The organism is Sphingorhabdus sp. 109, from assembly GCF_902506555.1.
GTDB lineage: Bacteria > Pseudomonadota > Alphaproteobacteria > Sphingomonadales > Sphingomonadaceae > Parasphingorhabdus.
Map to the genome: position 1 here is coordinate 1,827,844 of NZ_LR732707.1, position 15,844 is coordinate 1,843,687.

16 protein-coding genes are annotated in these 15,844 nt (G+C 60.0%); 7 read left to right on the plus strand and 9 right to left on the minus strand.

Features of this window, described 5'->3' with window-relative positions; genetic code table 11:
- Positions 1-99 precede the first annotated feature (99 nt).
- Positions 100-978 carry a LysR substrate-binding domain-containing protein gene (locus BOSE62_RS08545; protein ID WP_159644355.1) on the plus strand — a complete coding sequence of 293 codons (879 nt, stop codon included), beginning with the start codon at positions 100-102 and terminating at the stop codon, positions 976-978.
- A gap of 12 nt (positions 979-990) precedes the next feature.
- Here BOSE62_RS08545 and BOSE62_RS08550 read toward each other — a convergent pair whose 3' ends face one another.
- Together BOSE62_RS08550 and BOSE62_RS08555 are read right to left on the minus strand one after the other, a co-directional pair.
- Positions 991-1,554 (minus strand): carboxymuconolactone decarboxylase family protein, encoded by a 564-nt coding sequence (locus BOSE62_RS08550; protein ID WP_159644360.1) that lies wholly within the window; start codon positions 1,552-1,554, stop codon positions 991-993.
- 10 nt (positions 1,555-1,564) lie between these two features.
- Entirely contained in the window at positions 1,565-2,014 is a 450-nt protein-coding gene (locus tag BOSE62_RS08555; RefSeq protein WP_159644364.1) for a peptidylprolyl isomerase, read from the minus strand.
- Positions 2,015-2,176: 162 nt separating this feature from the next.
- Here BOSE62_RS08555 and mgtE point away from each other — a divergent pair, with 162 nt between their 5' ends.
- Entirely contained in the window at positions 2,177-3,586 is a 1,410-nt protein-coding gene (gene mgtE, locus BOSE62_RS08560) for a magnesium transporter (protein ID WP_159644374.1), read from the plus strand.
- On the opposite strand, the gene BOSE62_RS08565 is transcribed toward mgtE, so the two are convergent.
- Positions 3,576-3,992, minus strand: coding sequence for a hypothetical protein (locus BOSE62_RS08565; protein WP_159644376.1), 417 nt, complete (start codon positions 3,990-3,992; stop codon positions 3,576-3,578). The two genes, mgtE and BOSE62_RS08565, sit on opposite strands and share 11 nt — an antisense overlap.
- Before the next feature lie 157 nt (positions 3,993-4,149).
- Between BOSE62_RS08565 and BOSE62_RS08570 the strand changes: the two genes are divergently transcribed.
- Complete coding sequence (locus BOSE62_RS08570; protein ID WP_159644378.1) at positions 4,150-4,563, plus strand: DUF1489 family protein; 414 nt, start codon at positions 4,150-4,152, stop codon at positions 4,561-4,563.
- A 7-nt stretch (positions 4,564-4,570) separates the two neighbouring features.
- Here BOSE62_RS08570 and nudC read toward each other — a convergent pair whose 3' ends face one another.
- The 3 genes from nudC to BOSE62_RS08585 form a co-directional block, all read right to left on the minus strand.
- Positions 4,571-5,476 carry an NAD(+) diphosphatase gene (gene nudC / locus BOSE62_RS08575; RefSeq protein ID WP_159644383.1) on the minus strand — a complete coding sequence of 302 codons (906 nt, stop codon included), beginning with the start codon at positions 5,474-5,476 and terminating at the stop codon, positions 4,571-4,573.
- A 67-nt stretch (positions 5,477-5,543) separates the two neighbouring features.
- Complete coding sequence (locus BOSE62_RS08580; RefSeq protein ID WP_159644388.1) at positions 5,544-6,887, minus strand: serine hydrolase domain-containing protein; 1,344 nt, start codon at positions 6,885-6,887, stop codon at positions 5,544-5,546.
- Positions 6,884-7,951: an A/G-specific adenine glycosylase gene (locus tag BOSE62_RS08585; protein WP_159644390.1), complete on the minus strand. Its 1,068-nt coding sequence runs from the start codon at positions 7,949-7,951 to the stop codon at positions 6,884-6,886. The genes BOSE62_RS08580 and BOSE62_RS08585 overlap by 4 nt, the downstream gene beginning before the upstream one ends.
- A 27-nt stretch (positions 7,952-7,978) precedes the next feature.
- On the opposite strand from BOSE62_RS08585, the gene BOSE62_RS08590 reads away from it, so the two are divergent.
- From BOSE62_RS08590 to smc, 4 genes are all read left to right on the plus strand, one after another.
- Positions 7,979-8,662 carry a DUF721 domain-containing protein gene (locus BOSE62_RS08590; protein WP_159644403.1) on the plus strand — a complete coding sequence of 228 codons (684 nt, stop codon included), beginning with the start codon at positions 7,979-7,981 and terminating at the stop codon, positions 8,660-8,662.
- Positions 8,659-9,351, plus strand: a complete 693-nt coding sequence (locus BOSE62_RS08595) for a DsbA family protein (protein WP_159644408.1) — start codon at positions 8,659-8,661, stop codon at positions 9,349-9,351. The genes BOSE62_RS08590 and BOSE62_RS08595 overlap by 4 nt, the downstream gene beginning before the upstream one ends.
- Positions 9,352-9,384: 33 nt before the next feature.
- Positions 9,385-10,128: a thioredoxin domain-containing protein gene (locus tag BOSE62_RS08600; RefSeq protein WP_159644411.1), complete on the plus strand. Its 744-nt coding sequence runs from the start codon at positions 9,385-9,387 to the stop codon at positions 10,126-10,128.
- Between the two features lie 70 nt (positions 10,129-10,198).
- Entirely contained in the window at positions 10,199-13,636 is a 3,438-nt protein-coding gene (gene smc, locus BOSE62_RS08605) for a chromosome segregation protein SMC (protein ID WP_159644425.1), read from the plus strand.
- Between the two features lie 181 nt (positions 13,637-13,817).
- Here smc and BOSE62_RS08610 read toward each other — a convergent pair whose 3' ends face one another.
- The 3 genes from BOSE62_RS08610 to soxR form a co-directional block, all read right to left on the minus strand.
- The gene (locus BOSE62_RS08610; RefSeq protein WP_159644427.1) at positions 13,818-14,429 is read right to left on the minus strand and encodes a DUF1989 domain-containing protein; all 612 of its coding nucleotides are present in this window, start codon (positions 14,427-14,429) and stop codon (positions 13,818-13,820) included.
- Positions 14,426-15,130: a guanitoxin biosynthesis heme-dependent pre-guanitoxin N-hydroxylase GntA gene (gene gntA / locus BOSE62_RS08615; RefSeq protein WP_159644430.1), complete on the minus strand. Its 705-nt coding sequence runs from the start codon at positions 15,128-15,130 to the stop codon at positions 14,426-14,428. The genes BOSE62_RS08610 and gntA overlap by 4 nt, the downstream gene beginning before the upstream one ends.
- A 70-nt stretch (positions 15,131-15,200) precedes the next feature.
- The gene (gene soxR, locus BOSE62_RS08620; protein WP_159644433.1) at positions 15,201-15,644 is read right to left on the minus strand and encodes a redox-sensitive transcriptional activator SoxR; all 444 of its coding nucleotides are present in this window, start codon (positions 15,642-15,644) and stop codon (positions 15,201-15,203) included.
- Positions 15,645-15,844 lie beyond the last annotated feature (200 nt).

Here is a 15,844-nt window from a genome sequence, read left to right on the forward strand (position 1 = left end):
CTTATCAATATTGGTAGTGACAGTTTTCCGCCATTCCTCTCGATTCGGTTCTAATTTTGCGTTGCACAAAGCTCATTTAGCCTCAATATTGGTACTTCTATGCGCCGTTTGCCCCCCCTTCGCGCCCTCGAGGCCTTCATTCGCGTAGCCCGTCTGGGTTCATCCAAGGCTGCGGCGGCGGAACTTGCGCTGTCTGCACCTGCGCTCAGTCGCCGAATCAAGTCGCTGGAAGACCATATCGGTAAGCCGCTTTTCGAACGGCGCAACCAGTCGATGGTCTTGAACGGGGATGGCGAGGCCTTGCTGAAAGCGGTTGCCCCGGCACTGGAAGTGATCGGCGAAGCGGTCGACCAGATGACCGTCACCGGCGGCGATATGCGATTGCGGCTTGGCGTATTGCCCCTGTTCGGAGCCACCCGCCTGCTACCACGCCTGCCGGAGCTCAAGAAACTCTATCCCAAGCTGCATATCAATGTCGATACGTCCTCCCATGCGGAAAATATGCTGGGCGATGCCGTCGATGCGGCGATCATCATCAGCGATGATGTCGATCCCAATCTCTATGCGGTGAAGCTGGACAGCAACAAGGTCTATGCGATTGCATCGGTAGAGCTGACCAAGGGCCCCAATGCCATCAGCAAGCCCGAGGATCTGCAGAATCACAATATCCTGATCCACAGCAATATGACCCGGGCATTCGACCAGTGGAAAGAAGCCGTGGGACTTCCCGATTTGCAGCCGGCCGGTATCGATCATCTCGACAGTGGTCCGCTGATGCTGGAAGCCGCGGCACAGGGTCTCGGAATCGCGATCATGCATGGTGGCCATTTTTCGGATGCCAATGATTCGCGGCTGATCCGGCTGTTCGATCATCAGGTCGACAGCCCTTACAGCTACTGGTTCGCCTGCCGCAAGCGCGACATGAAGAACCGCGCCGTGCGGATTTTTCATGACTGGGTGGTGAAAGCGGGCCTCTAGCCCCCTGGGCCGTCAGGCCTTCAGATCGGGATCCAGTTCCAAATCGTCGTCCAGCTGCACGCCGTAACTGTTCAGCAGCATCGACACCTGGCTATATTGGCCGACGGTCATCACCAGATCCATGCGCTGCTTTTCGGTGAGGTCCGAAAGAGCAACCCAAGTAGCGTCCGACACGTGGCCATCGCTGGTCAGTTCATCAGTGGCGCGGAGCATTGCGCTCTCAACCGGTGTCCAGCCCGGCGCGTCCGGCCCGGCCTTGATCCGTTCGATTTCAGCATCGGTCAGACCACAGTCCTTGCCGATGCGGACATGTTGCGCCCATTCATAGCCGGACTTCCAGTTGAAGCCGGTGCGCAGGATGACAATCTCGCGCTCGCGGGCGGGCAACGCATTATGATCGGACAGGATATAACCACCCCACCACATGAAGGCTTTATAAGCTTTCGGCGCCTTTATCAGCGTCCGGAAGATATTGAGTATCTTGCCGGTCTTGAAGCGCTCGCCCAGCATCGCCCGGTGCTCGGGACCGAGTTCTGACTCGGCGAGCGGGGCGATCCTGGGTTTGTCGAGACGCATTTCTAATCGATTAGCCGAGGGTTACGGACTTGATCGCGCCCGGCTGTGCGGGTGGTTCGCCCTTGGGCAGCGCGTGGACCGCTTCCATGCCCGACGTCACCTCACCCCAGACCGTATACTGGCCGTCGAGGAAACCGGCATCGTCGAGGCAGATGAAAAACTGGCTGTTGGCGCTGTTCGGGTCCATCGTGCGGGCCATCGAGCAAGTGCCCTCGACATGCGGCTCCTTGGAAAATTCCTGGGCGAGATCAGGCTTGTCGCTGCCGGACATGCCGGTACCGGTCGGGTCGCCGCCCTGCGCCATGAATCCGTTGATCACGCGGTGGAAGACCACGCCGTCGTAGAAACCTTCGGCAGCCAGCTCGGTGATCCGCGCGACATGATTGGGCGCGAGATCCGGACGGAGCTTGATCTCAACATCGCCTGTATCGAGGTGGAAAGTCATTTTTTCATGGGACATCGGGTCTTTTCCTTTGCGTTCATTGAATCGGTCTTGCGGGGCATATAGGCAAGGCCTCGCGAAAAATCACCCTGCCTTAGGATAATTGTCACAAAAGATTGCAATTGCAACGGTGCAACGCCTAATAGACAGCCGAGCTCGCGCAGAAAGGGGAGCATCGCGATGACCGATATCAACGACGCCCCCGACGCAGTCCTCGACCGCGAAGAGGTTCTCGACGAAGACAACCGGCTGACCGATGAATTTGTCCGTTCGGTTTCCGATGCGGTCGAAGAGAATAACAGCGTTCTGGCGCAGGAGCTGGTCAACCCGCTCCACAATGCCGATATTGCCGATCTGTTCGAACTGGTCGATGCCGACGAGCGGGCGCCGCTGGCGAGCGTGCTGGGTGATCTGGTCAGCGCCGACGTCCTCGCCGAGATGAACGAGCATGTTCGCGAAGATCTGATCGACGTGCTCGACGCCGGCCAGATTGCCGACCTGACCGAACAGCTCGACACCGATGACGCGGTGGCGATTATCGAGGATCTGGATGAAGGCGAGCAGCAGGCGGTTCTCGCCGAACTGGATGCCGAAGACCGAGCCGCGATCGAGAGCGCCCTTACCTATGAGGAAGAAACCGCCGGCCGGATCATGCAGCGCGAATTTGTCGCGGTGCCCGAACATATGATGGTCGGCGACCTGATCGACTATCTCCGCAAGAATGATGATCTGACTACCGAATTCTGGGAAATTTATGTCGTCGATCCGGCTTTCCGGCCGATCGGCACTTGCCAGCTCAGCTGGATCCTCAGGACTCCGCGCGACATTGCCATCGCCGACGTGATGAAGCGGGAACAGACGTTGATCCCGGTCGACCTGGACCAGGAAGAAGTGGCGCTGCGCTTCCAGAAATATAATCTTATTTCGGCCGCGGTCGTCAATGATGACGGGCGCCTGATCGGGATGATCACCGTCGATGATATTCTGCACATTGTCGAAGACGAGGCCAGCGAGGACGTGCTGCTGCTCTCCGGTGCCGGCGATGGCGACATCAACGAGCCGATCCGCGACAGCTACAAGGCGCGGGTTCGCTGGCTGATCACCAATCTGGCAACTGCGCTGGTCGCCAGCTTTGTCATTTCGATTTTCGGGGCGGCGATCGAACAGATGGTGGCGCTGGCCATATTGATGCCGATCGTGGCGTCGATCGGCGGCAATGCCGGCACCCAGACCATGGCGGTCTCGGTCCGCGCGCTGGCGATGAACGAACTGACCCGGTCCAACACCCGCCGGATCATCGGGCGGGAATTCCGCATAGCCCTGCTCAACGGCGCGACGATCGCCGTGCTGGTCGGCCTGGGCACCGGTCTGGTCTTTGCCAATCCAATGCTCGGCGGCGTGATCGCGCTGGCGATGATGATCAATATTGTGATCGCCGGTTTTGCCGGGATTTTTGTACCCGTCATGCTCGACCGGATCGATCAGGATCCGGCGCTGGCCTCTTCGGTGTTCGTCACCATGATCACCGACACCATGGGTTTTCTTGCGTTTCTCGGGCTCGCCGTCGGCAGCGGGATGGTCAGCCTCTAGTGCTCGTATAGGCGGCAACAAAATTGCCGAGATCCTGATAAATCCGCTCCCGCTCGCAATCGCCCAGCATCTCGCAACTGAGCACATCAAAACCCGGACGGTTGTCACCGGCCGCCAGCCGGATCGCCGCCACCAACCATATTTCATCCGGCGTTGTCAGCGATGAACAGGGGCGTCCGATCTGAAACGGTTCCTGCCAGGCCGATCCGATGGTCTCGGCCAATATCAACATTCGGGTTGCCGCCTGCCGCCCTCCCAGCCGGTCGGACAGATTGTCCAGACAGTCCAGCGAGTTCTGGCTCGCCACAACGGCAAGGCGAAAGGCAATGATCAATTTCGCCTCGACTGCCGGCAGCGACCGGATATCCGGTAACGGTAGTAGAAGCTTCTCCAGTATCTCGGTCAATCTGTCTCTCCTTGCTGTCCGATTCTCCCTACATTATGATATTGATAATCATTTGCAATAACAAACTACATGATTCCGCCTCGGAAAGGAGCCGGTCGGTCCCGCTACGATCCGGAAGCTGCTTGACTAAAGCGGTCGCCCCCCACAGATATCACCCATGCCACTCAACATGACCAAGATTGCCTATCGCAGCGAAAGCCCGGCAACGCTGCGCCAATGGCTGGAATCACACAGGCACAACAGCACCACCGATGGGGAGGCGCGCCTGACCACCCGTTATCTGCCGAAACGGCATGCGGAAATGGTCGGCGGCTCGCTCTACTGGATTCACGCCAAGAAAATTATCGGCCGTTCGCCGATCCTCGGCTTCATGGAAAACGGTCAGGGAAAACAGTGGATCCGGCTCGAACCGAAACTGATTGCAGTCCAGCCGGTCCCCAAGCGTGCCCATCAGGGCTGGCGCTATCTGGAAGCGAAAGACGCGCCGCCCGATCTTGCCGATGGCGCGGAAGGCGCAGAAGAGATGCCGGCAGAGATGCTTGGCGAGCTGGCCAGCCTGGGGTTGGTCTAGCCGCGCATCAGCTTTTGCTGTCGACCCAGTGTTTCAGCAGATCATGGGCGATGGCGAAGGGTGGCGGCGCGACGAACAGCGCATCCGGATCACCGGCCATTGCCGCCTTGACCTCGGCGAGCGTGAACCACGCTGCTTCCTCGATTTCCTCTTCGTCGAGGGTCAGCGTCGGATCGTCGGTATGACTGGTACACGCGATCATCAGCGATGAGGGGAACGGCCATGGCTGGCTGGCGACATAGCGAACATCGTGGACATGGATCCCGGCTTCCTCGAACAGCTCGCGCTTGACGCAGCCTTCTATGCTCTCGCCGGGCTCCAGAAATCCGGCCAGCGCGGAAAAGCTTTTGGGTGGAAAGCGGGGCTGACGCCCAAGCAGGACTTTACCTTCGCATTCCGACAGCATGATCGCCACCGGATCGGTGCGCGGGAAATGCTCGGCCCCGCAACCGTCCTGCTCGCGGTCGCATAGCCTTGCCCAGCCGCCCTTGCGCGACCCGGTCGGTTTGCCGCATTGCGCGCAAAATTTGTGCCGCGCGTGCCAGTCGACCAGACTGCGCGCCGTCGCATAGATCGCCGCCTGCTCGGCCGGCAAAGCACCCAAAGTCTGCCACAGCGCCCGATTGGCCGCCGGCCCGGCATCCCCTGCCCCGTTCAGTTCGGCAAAATAGGGTATATCCTCGTCGATACCGAGCAACAGCAGATCATTGTCCGGCGAGGCTTCAAACGCGGCCCCCCAGGCCAGATCACCATAGGCATCAAATACCGGGTTGAGGCCATCCAGTTTGAGCAGCCTGGCCCGCGGATTCATCATCGCCGCGCGCAGTCGGTCGGGACTGACCCGTACCTGGTCAGCACGATCAAGCGTTCCGCCGGCAAAGGTCGGCACGATGGTCTGTTCAGTTTTTGGCATCTTGTCTCCCGGACATTCTCGATATTTATATCTTTGCTCCCCGGAACAGGGAGAGAATTTTCTGCCCTCAGGGGCTGGTCTTGCCCGCACCCGCCTGCGCTGCACCGATAAGATCGGCGTAGACATATTTCGGAAAATCCGACTGGAAGGGGTAGCTGTTCGAAGGAATATATTGCGTATAGCCGCCGGCCCGCAGCCCGCGAACGGTGTCCACAAAGGCCGAGGTACCGGCTGCGCCGCCCCAGCCAAATGTGCCCGGCGGACTGACGGCGGTGCCGAGACCGGAACGGCCGCCCGCGCCGAAGCCGTGATTGGCCACCCAGGTCCCCGCCGTGCTGGCCGTTTCGGGCAGCAGATTGGAAATGCCCAGCTTCACCGTTTCCGGCTTCATCACCTGCACATCGCCCACTCTGCCGAATCCGAGGATCATCTGCAGGAACTTGTCATAATCGCCGGCGGTGCCGACCAGTCCGGTGCTGCCAAAGGCAAAAGCCGGCTTGTCGAGATAGATGCTGGTCGCGCCCGGATCGATCGGTATCAGCGCTCCGGCGAACGGTGCGTAATTGTCGGCCAGGTCAGCCGCGCGGTCGGCGGGGACCTGATAGAATATGCTGTCCATGCCCAAGGGCCCGAACATCCGTTCCTGCAGAAACTGGTCGAGCGGCTTGCCGGAGACCTTTTCGATCACCGCACTCAGGACATCATGGCTGAGCGAATAGCTCCACTGCGTGCCGGGCTGGTAGACCAGAGGCAGTTCCGAGAGGCGCTTGACGAAAGTCATGATGTCAGGCGTCGGCGCGCCGGCATCGACACCGGGGATGGGATTGCGGCTCACGCGCCCCGGGGTCAGACCAGCGGCCAGATAGGCCTTCTGGATCGGCCCCTTGGATATGATCGTATAGCCGAGACCGGCCGTGTGGGTTTGCAGCTGTCGGATGGTAATCGGGGCCTTGGCCGGTTCCACATTGTCGATCGAACCTTCGGGATCGACCAGCACCTGCATATCGGCAAATTCGGGAAAAATATCCGACAGCGGCTGATCGAGAGAGATCAGACCGTCTTCGACCAGCATCATCGTGGCCATGCCGGTTACCGGCTTGGTCTGCGAATACATCCGCCACAAAGTGTCGGGCCCGACTGGCCTGTCGCCGCCCAGTTTCTGTGATCCGGCGGTGATAACTTCCGGCACCTGCTGACCAAAGCCGATCATGGCCATCATGCCGGCGACTTTCTTTTCCGCAACATATTGGTTGATGATCTTGGTCAGGCCGGGGAATTTGTTCGCCGCTTCGCGGGCCAGGGCAAGGGAGGGCATGCCGGCCAGAAAGGCGCCGGCACCGATGCCGCCGAGCGCGGAGCGCCGGGAAAATGATGGACCAGACAAAGATGCAGCAATTGTTCCAGCAGTCATTTTTCTTCCTTCATTTTCCATTGCACGGCCTTGGCATATAATGTCGGCAGCCCTGCCCCCGCTATATCATCCAGTGACCACCAGATATTGTCATCCTTGTTAGTAACGATTTTCTCGTCCTGATAAACCGCCAAATCCACTTCGAGCGAAAAATGGCTGAAGCTGTGCTGAACGATATTGTCATGCACCTGCCAAGCGCCCGCCATCGGCGGCGTAGCATGGCCGTCCCTGCCCGCCGCCCAGCCGTCATCCGGCAGCGCTCGCATCCCGCCAAGCATCCCTTTCGACGGACGCGTGGCGAGCAATATCCGGCCCTGCTGCTCTATCCAGAAAAAGCGCGCGCGGCGGACCGGCCTGGCTTTCTTTGGCGGCTTGACCGGAAAGGCCTCGACCTTGCCACGCGCAAAGGCGGCGCATCGATCCTGCACCGGACAGATGTCACATTTCGGATTTGTGGATGTGCAGATGGTCGCGCCGATATCCATACAGGCCTGCGCGAAATCGCCGGCACCATGGCGCGGGGTGATGGCATCCATCGCCGCGCGAATCTCGGCCTTCCCCTTGGGAAGCGGCGTGTCGATGGCGAACAGCCGCGCCACCAGCCGCTCTATATTCGCGTCCACCACCACCGCCCGCTCGCCAAAGGCAATCGCTGCGATTGCCGCCGCCGTATAGACGCCTACACCCGGCAATTTCAGCAGTTCAGACTCTTTCTGAGGAAAGACTCCGTCTTTCTTTTCCGTGACATACACCGCACATTTACGAAGATTTCGCGCCCGCGCATAATAGCCGAGGCCGGCCCAGGCGGCCATGACGTCCGCCTCCTCGGCCCGCGCCAGATCCTGAACCGTCGGCCAGCGCGTGGTGAATTTCTCGAAATAGCTTTTGACCGCGCCCACCGTCGTCTGCTGCAGCATGACTTCGGACAGCCAGACATGATAGGGATCGGGCAAATTGCTGCCCGGCGGCGAACGCCAGGGGAGTTCACGCGCCTTATCCACATAATGTGCACCGATATTGGCAGAAATTTTACCTGCTTTGGCGGAGAAGCTATCGACGGCCATGGCCGCTCCATGCCATAAAAGGACATAATGGCGAAGAAAATTGGCAAAATCGGAGATGAAAAGGCGAAGGGCGCCGAAAACGGTAAAGCTGTGCCCGCAAAATCGCCCAAAAAAGCCGCCAGGAAACCGGCTGCCAAGGCATATCAGAAATATCAGCGTCCGCGCGGCGGTCCGGCCAAAAGCATTTCCGATCTTATGCCGGAGATCGGTCGCGCCGCCTTTCGTCGCTATGGCTTTATCCAGAGCTCGGTGGTCAGCCGCTGGGCCGAAATTGTCGGCGAACGCTACGCCGCCGTTTCCCTGCCCGAATCGATCCGCTTTCCGCGCGGCGAGAAGGAGGGCGGGACGCTGCATCTGCTGGTCGGTGGCGCCTATGCGACGATGATGCAGCATATTGCACCCGACATCATCGAACGGGTCAACCGCTTCTTCGGCTATGGCGCGGTCAGTCAGATTAGATTCAGACAGGGCACCGTAACGCCCAAGAAAGACAGGGAAAAAAGGGTCCCCCTGCCCGCTTCGCTAAAGCCCGCGCCGATCGAGCTGGGCGAGAATCTTCGCGATATTGGCGATCCCGAATTGAACCGGGTGCTCGAATCGCTGGCATCGGCAGTTGCAAAGGCGGAAGCGGACCCTAAGAACGAGGCGCAACAAAGCATCAGGATCATCGGCAAGATCGGTGGCGGCGACAAGAAGAAGGACCGGACATGAAGTATGGAAGCGCGTATCTTGCTTCGGCATTGGCAGCATCGGTTGTGATGGTCGCCCCGGCTTCGGGGCAAGAAACAGACTGGACCAAACGCGTGACCCAGTCCACCATCGGCGGCCATGTCATGGGCAATCCCCTCGCCCGACACAAGCTGACCGAATATATGAGCTATACCTGCAACCATTGCGCGGCCTTTGAAAAGGAATCGCATAACGCGCTAACCGCCAAATATGTGAACAAGGGCCATATCAGCTTCGAGGTGCGCAATCTGGTTCTCAACCCGATTGACCTGACGGCTGCCATGCTGGCACGCTGCGGTGGCCGGACCCGGTTTTTCGGCAATCACCGCGCGCTGCTGATGCAGCAGTCCAAATGGCTGACGAAATTCCAGTCCGCCTCTCCCGAAGTGATGAAAACGATCAATGAAGGCACCGTGCCCCAGCGGCTCAAGAAAATCGCCATCGCCGCCGGGCTCGACAATCTGATGAAAGGCCGTGGCTTTACCGCGCCCCAGATCGACGCCTGTCTCGCCAACCAGGCTGAACAGGACAAGATTTTGGCAATGACGAAATATGCAACATCGACACTCAAGCTGACCGGCACACCGAGCTTCACCATCGGCGATCAACCGCTCGCCAAAGTGCACAGCTGGACAGCATTGCAACCGAAACTGGCGGTTCTTCCGCAATAGACATTCGATATTTTCAGGAAACAGGAACAGAATATGCGCACTTTCAACTATATCGCTCCCCTGGCTCTCGCTCTGGCGCTAACCGCATGCGGCGAAGCAAGTGAGGGAGAATCCGGTGCCAGCGCGTCGGGTTCGGTCGAAGCGGTCGAAGCCCCGGCGGGACAGAAATGGTCCGAAACCGTATCGAAGACGGAAGCCGGCGGCATCGTCATGGGCAATCCCGATGCACCGCTCAAGCTGGTCGAATATATGTCGATCACCTGCTCGCACTGCAAGGATTTCGGCGAACAGGCCTTTGCGCCCTTGCGCGACAATTATGTCGAAACCGGCAAGGTCAGCTTTGAAATCCGCAATTTCGTGCGTGATCCGCTCGATCTTTCGGCGGCCATCCTGTCCCGCTGTGGCGGCGAAGGTCCGTTTTTTCCCCTGACCGAGCAGGCGCTGAGCTACCAGGGAACCATGTTCGAAAAGGCGCAGGGCATGGGCGAGGCGACCTATAGCAGCATATTGAGCGCCAGCCCGGACACGCGTTTTGTCCGCCTTGCCGAACAGCTGGGCCTGATCAGCTTTTTCCAGCAGCGCGGCATTTCGGAAGATCAGGCCAAGGCCTGTCTCGCGGACAGCGCGGCGGCTGAAGCGCTAATGAACAATACGCAGAAAGCGGTCGAGGAATTTGACATCCAGGGAACCCCGACCTTCCTGCTCAACGGCCAGAAAATTGACGGTACCAACTGGGCTGCGGTCGAAACAAAACTGAAGGAGGCCGGCGCCAGATAGGCGCCGGGCCAAGTCGCACGGGGGGCGCATTGCAAAGGGTGACTGACACAGTCGACGCGGGGGGCATCCCGTGCAGATAAAGAAGCTGAGACTTTCGGGCTTCAAAAGCTTTGTCGATCCCACCGAGCTGCGCATTGAAAAAGGGCTGACCGGGGTGGTCGGCCCCAACGGCTGCGGCAAATCGAACCTGCTCGAGGCCATTCGCTGGGTGATGGGCGAAAATAGCGCCAAGTCGATGCGCGGCGGTGGCATGGAAGATGTCATTTTCGCCGGCACCCAGGACCGGCCCGAACGGCAATTTGCCGAAGTCGCGCTGACCGCCGAGCGCGAAACCAATGACGTATCATCGCTTCACGCCGGCGACAATGACAGCGAACTGGAAATTGTCCGCCGGATCGAGCGCGGCGCCGGCTCCGCCTATCGCGCCAATGGCACCGATGTCCGGGCCAAGGATATTGCCCTGATCTTTGCCGATGCTGCCACCGGCGCGCACAGTCCTGCCCTGGTCAGCCAGGGGAAAATCTCCAATATCATCTCCTCCAAGCCCGAAGCACGCCGCGAGATGCTGGAGGAAGCGGCGGGCATTTCCGGCCTTCACGTCCGGCGCAAGGATGCCGAGCAGAAATTGCGCGCGGCGGAGAAAAATCTGGCGCGTCTCGACGATATTCTCGGTGATATGGAGCAGCGCGCCGCCAATCTGCGACGGCAGGCAAAGCAGGCGGAACGCTACAGAAAATTAAGCGGAGAAATCACCCTCGCGGAAGGCCGGCTGATTTACGCGCGCTGGAAAGAGGCGGCAGCTGCTTCCGATGCAGCCAAAGCCGAAGCCGAGGCGGCGGAAGCAAAAGTCGCTGCCGCGCAAAACGAACAGCAGGCCGCTGTCTCTGCCCAGAATGAAAGCGCCAAGGCGCTCGGCGTCCTGCGCGCCGAGGTCCAGCGGACGCGCGAGCAAGCCAGCGAGTCCAGCCACCGGCTACTGACGCTGACCAACGAACGCGACAATCTGAAATCGCGGCTGCTCGACCTCCAGGCACAGGCGCAACGCATCCACGAGGATAATGCCCGCGAGGACCAGCTGACCCGCGATGCGATGGAGGCTCTGGCGCGGCTGGAGCAGGACGAAAAGCGGTTGTCGACCGAATTGAACAACCTGACCAAGGAACGCCCGGAGCTGGAGCGCGGCGCTGAACGGGCCGAACGCGCAGCCAGCGAAGCGGAAGTCGAACTGGCCAACGCGGTTGCCGAGGAAGCCCGTATTCAGGCGGAAATCAAGGTCGCCAATGCCGCCGTCGATGCGGCGCAGACGCGCCATGACCGGCTGTCAGTGGAACTCGGCCGGCTGAACGCCGAACGCGCGGAGATGGGCGACGAGGGAGAGCTGCAGATATCCCTTGCCGAAGCGGTCGCGGCGCGGGAGGCTGCGCAAAAAGCTGCCGACAGCAGCATCGTCAGAATCGCTTCGCTGGAGGAACAGCGGATCGAAGCCACAGCTGCTCGCGATGCGGCGCAATCCAGCCTGGCCACGCTCAAGGCCGAACTGGCTGGACTGAAATCCGAACATGACGCGCTGGATCGCGAATTGTCCAAGGCCGAAAGCACCAACAAGGCGATCGATCAGGTCAAACCGGCGCCGGGCTATGAACGGGCGCTGGCCGCAGCGCTGGGCGACGATTTGCTGGCATCGATCGGCGAGGACGGAGACCGCTTCTGGGGCGGGGGAGATATGACCATTTCCGGCAAGAAACCTGCCGGTACTGAAAGCCTGTTGGACCAAGTCCAAGCACCGGCGGAATTGCACAATCGTCTGTCACAGATTTTTGTCGCAGACAGCGACAATGGCCAGATGCTGGCGGTAGGCCAGCGTCTTGTCACCAAAGCAGGCGCTTTGCGCCGGTGGGACGGCTTTGTCGCTCGCGACGATGGCAATGCCAGCGCCGAACGGCTGGTTCGCGCCAACCGGTTGCGGGAATTGCAGCAGCTGCTCGTCCCGGCCGGCGACAAGGTTTCCGTTGCGGAAGCAGCGCTTGTCGAGCGGCGCGAGACGATATCGGCAATCGAGACGCAGCTGGGGGACGCGCGCACGGCGCGACGCGACGCGGAGGAAGGCTTGCGACGGGCGTTGCGCGAAGCCGATCAGGCGGAAGAAGCGCTGGCATGGCTGCAAAAGCGTACGACCAGTCTCGCCGAGCGGGAGGCTGCGCTAAAGACGGAAAATGCGGCAGCGCTCGCCGAACTGGAGGCCGCACAAAAAGAACGCGCCAGCCAGCCCGATGGCGCGGCCCAGGAAAACGCCCGCTCGATCTTGCAGGACCAGCGTGATGCGGCGCGGCAGCAGGTGATGACAGCGCAGGCGGCCCTCTCCGGGATCGACCAGAAGCTGGCGCAAGTGAAGGAGCAAAAAGCCGTTGCCAGCGCGCAAATCCGGTCATGGCAGGATCGCTCGGGAGAAGCCGAAGCGCGTATGGCCGAAATGGCCAAACGAGCCAAGCTGATCGAGACCGAGGTGGAAAATCTTGCCGATCGCCCACGGGTGATCGAGGTGGAGGTGGCCCGGTTGACCGAACAACAGGGAGCGCTGGATGCCAAGGTCGTGGAAAAGGACACGGCGCTGCAGGCCGCCGAACTCGCCCAGCGCGACCATGAAGACCGGCTCAATCAGGCCAGTGAAATGCTCAGCCAGGCCCGCGAATTGCGCGCCGGCGCCAAGGCGCGCGCCGAGAACCAGGATTTGCGCCGCATGGAAATGGGCCGCATTTCAGCCGAAAAGTTCGAATGCCCGGCGGTGGTATTGCCGAAAAAACTGGAATTTGACGACGATAGCGTTGGTGACGCATCGCAAGAATCGGCAGAGCTCGAGCGGCTCACACTCAGCCGCGAACGCATCGGTCCGGTCAATCTGGTCGCCGCCGACGAGCTGGCGGAACTGGAAGGCGAGTGGGCTATATCCACCAAGGAGAGCCAGGACCTGAACGAGGCAATCCACCAGTTGCGCGGATCGATCGGCAGCCTGAATCGCGAGGGCCGGCAACGGCTGCTTGCCGCCTTCGAGGAAGTCGACCAGCATTTCCAGCGGCTCTTTGCTACCCTGTTCAACGGCGGCAAGGCCCATCTGGAAATGATCAACAGCGACGATCCGCTGGAAGCGGGCCTCGAAATCATGGCCCAGCCACCGGGCAAGAAACTGACGTCGCTCACCCTGCTATCTGGTGGCGAACAGGCGCTGACCGCCGTGGCACTCATCTTTGGCCTATTTTTGACCAATCCTGCACCCATTTGCGTGCTGGACGAGGTGGACGCGCCGCTCGACGACGCCAATATCGAACGCTTCTGCGACCTGCTCGACAAAATGGTCGCCGAAACCAACACCCGCTACCTGATCGTCACCCACAATGCCGTAACCATGAGCCGCATGCACCGCCTGTTCGGGGTAACGATGATCGAGCGCGGAATTTCGCAGCTGGTGTCGGTCGATCTGAACGCGGCAGAAGAATTGCTGGCGGCGGAGTGATCCGAATCCGCCAGTCACAAAGGCGCTTCAGCGGATCGGGGTTAACGGGATAATCCGGGCTGACCGGTTACGACACCGGCCATGCGTCCCTTTGCGATTGCTTTGACACATGCGATATATGAGCGGTTGAAAAATGGTCCTGGTGTGAACAGAACGAGGAATTGCGCAAGATCCTGAACGGCTAGGCGTCCGGCGCTGCCTGCGCTCCGTTCGGCAACACCCGATAGTCGATCGGCTTGAACGTCCCGCCATTCGACGCATAGGCCGAGCACGCCGTCAGTCCGATCACCAGATCCATTTCCGCACGCAGCCTCAGCCGGTCGCCGGCCTTGCTGGTTGGTGGCAGCACTTCCAGCTTGCCAGCCTGATCGACAGGGACATTCATGAACACGTTGAAAGCACAGGGGATGGAGTCCTTCTCCACGCCGAAGGGCGCCAGCGCTTCTGCGAGATTGCCGAAGCAGCCGCGATGCACCGGCTTGTCCGGATAGAAATGCTTGAACGTATCCTCGCTGCACGGTGTCAGCAGAAAATCGTGCGACCCGACCGTATCCTCGACGATCGTCAGCATCCGCCGCGACCGGTTGGACCACAGGCAATTCCCCTCGCTCAGCTGGATTGTTTCCTCGTAATCGAAGGTCCGGCCGTTGGATATGACTTCCCGGACATCGTCGGCATTGAAGGCGAGCAAATCCGAAACCTGCCCGCCATCCGGATCAATCACGTCGAGATATTCGCCCTTCCTCAGCCGGAACGCGACGCCCGAGCGCGGCGCTATACGAAAGCTGCTCATAGGCTGCGCCGATCACGGAAGGGGCATTTCCAGTCATCGCCAACCTTGCGGCCGCTATATTGCCGAGCCTCGCTCGACTCACCATATTTGGCCAGCATCGGATTTATGTCGCCGGCCAGCTTTTCATCGCGGGCCAAAATGGTTTTGCGCATCTTGTCATAGCTGCCCTGTTCGCGGAGCCGTTCGAACTGGTCGTGCAGGTTGAACACCAGCACCGGGTGGGAAAAGCGGCGGGCCGGGCGCGATGCATTGGGATGCAGACCGATGACGAAAAAGGCTTCGCCGCCAAAGCTGAGGGAAAAATGCGGGTCATCGGGATTGGCGCTGACCCGTTCGTCGTAGCTCTGGCCGCGCCAGGCATCCTTGTCCGCCATCGACTGGATCCTCTCCCACAACAGCATTTCGAATTCGGCTTCCGAAAGATCTGTCGGTCCTTCGAATATGACCGCAAGGCTCCGCAGGCCTTCAGACGAATCGCGATATTCGCGCGCCCAGGCGAGCAATTCGCGATGGATCTGCAAATCGTCCCAGCTGCTGTCGAGACTATGCCCGGTAATCACCTTGAGACTATCACGCGCCAGCGCCGATTTGGCTCCGACACAGGGAAATTCCGGCCGGGAGATCATCGACGCGATGGCGTCCTGCAACTCCTCCTGGCGTTTGGCTCGACAATTCTGGTCCAGCAATATTGAGTGTTTCATGGCGTTAGTTACGCGCCGAATCACAAAGCGTTCCCGCGCATGAACCGGTCCGCTTCAAAAATCTGGCAATTCAGTCACCCAATATCAGCTGCGGTCCTGGCCCCTTCCGTCCGACCCGGTCTTCCGGATTATAGAGCGCGCATTTCTTCAGGCTCAGACAGCCGCAACCGATGCAGCCGTCAAGCCGGTCGCGAGTGCGTTCCAATTCCGCGATCCGTTCGTCGATCACACCGCGCATCGCCTTGCTGATCCGGGTCCAGTCGGCCTGGGTCGGCGTGCGGCCGTGAGGCAGATTTGCCAGCTGCCGCTGGATTTCGCCGATACTCAATCCCAGTTGCTGGGCAATCAGGACGAAACTCAGCCGACGGATATCCGAGCGCAGAAAGCGGCGCTGGCCGCCGGCAGAGCGGAAGGGTTCAACAAGCCCCTTTTCTTCATAGAATCGGATGGCCGAAACTGACAGGCCGGTTCGGGCAGCGAGCGCGCCGATGGTCAGGGCTTTCGTCTGAGGCATGTTCATTGTCTCCTCCACTTTTCCTCCCCGTTACGCAGCAATGGGAAGGTGGCTTTCGCCGAAGCCTTGGAGAAGGCGGATGACGGAGGGCCCTATTGCCGCAATTACCCCCTCCACCATCCTGCGGATCGTCCCCTTCCCCATGCTGCGCATGAAGAGATAAAATAATAGCTTGACCTCAACTTAGCTTGAGGTTGTAC

Coding starts and splice junctions, on each gene's coding strand:
- BOSE62_RS08545 (WP_159644355.1), top strand. CDS start 100: ATGCGCCGTTTGCCCCCCCTTCGCGCCCTCGAGGCCTTCATTCGCGTA.
- BOSE62_RS08550 (WP_159644360.1), bottom strand. CDS start 1,554: ATGCGTCTCGACAAACCCAGGATCGCCCCGCTCGCCGAGTCAGAACTC.
- BOSE62_RS08555 (WP_159644364.1), bottom strand. CDS start 2,014: ATGTCCCATGAAAAAATGACTTTCCACCTCGATACAGGCGATGTTGAG.
- mgtE (WP_159644374.1), top strand. CDS start 2,177: ATGACCGATATCAACGACGCCCCCGACGCAGTCCTCGACCGCGAAGAG.
- BOSE62_RS08570 (WP_159644378.1), top strand. CDS start 4,150: ATGCCACTCAACATGACCAAGATTGCCTATCGCAGCGAAAGCCCGGCA.
- nudC (WP_159644383.1), bottom strand. CDS start 5,476: ATGCCAAAAACTGAACAGACCATCGTGCCGACCTTTGCCGGCGGAACG.
- BOSE62_RS08580 (WP_159644388.1), bottom strand. CDS start 6,887: ATGACTGCTGGAACAATTGCTGCATCTTTGTCTGGTCCATCATTTTCC.
- BOSE62_RS08585 (WP_159644390.1), bottom strand. CDS start 7,951: ATGGCCGTCGATAGCTTCTCCGCCAAAGCAGGTAAAATTTCTGCCAAT.
- BOSE62_RS08590 (WP_159644403.1), top strand. CDS start 7,979: ATGGCGAAGAAAATTGGCAAAATCGGAGATGAAAAGGCGAAGGGCGCC.
- BOSE62_RS08595 (WP_159644408.1), top strand. CDS start 8,659: ATGAAGTATGGAAGCGCGTATCTTGCTTCGGCATTGGCAGCATCGGTT.
- BOSE62_RS08600 (WP_159644411.1), top strand. CDS start 9,385: ATGCGCACTTTCAACTATATCGCTCCCCTGGCTCTCGCTCTGGCGCTA.
- BOSE62_RS08610 (WP_159644427.1), bottom strand. CDS start 14,429: ATGAGCAGCTTTCGTATAGCGCCGCGCTCGGGCGTCGCGTTCCGGCTG.
- gntA (WP_159644430.1), bottom strand. CDS start 15,130: ATGAAACACTCAATATTGCTGGACCAGAATTGTCGAGCCAAACGCCAG.
- soxR (WP_159644433.1), bottom strand. CDS start 15,644: ATGCCTCAGACGAAAGCCCTGACCATCGGCGCGCTCGCTGCCCGAACC.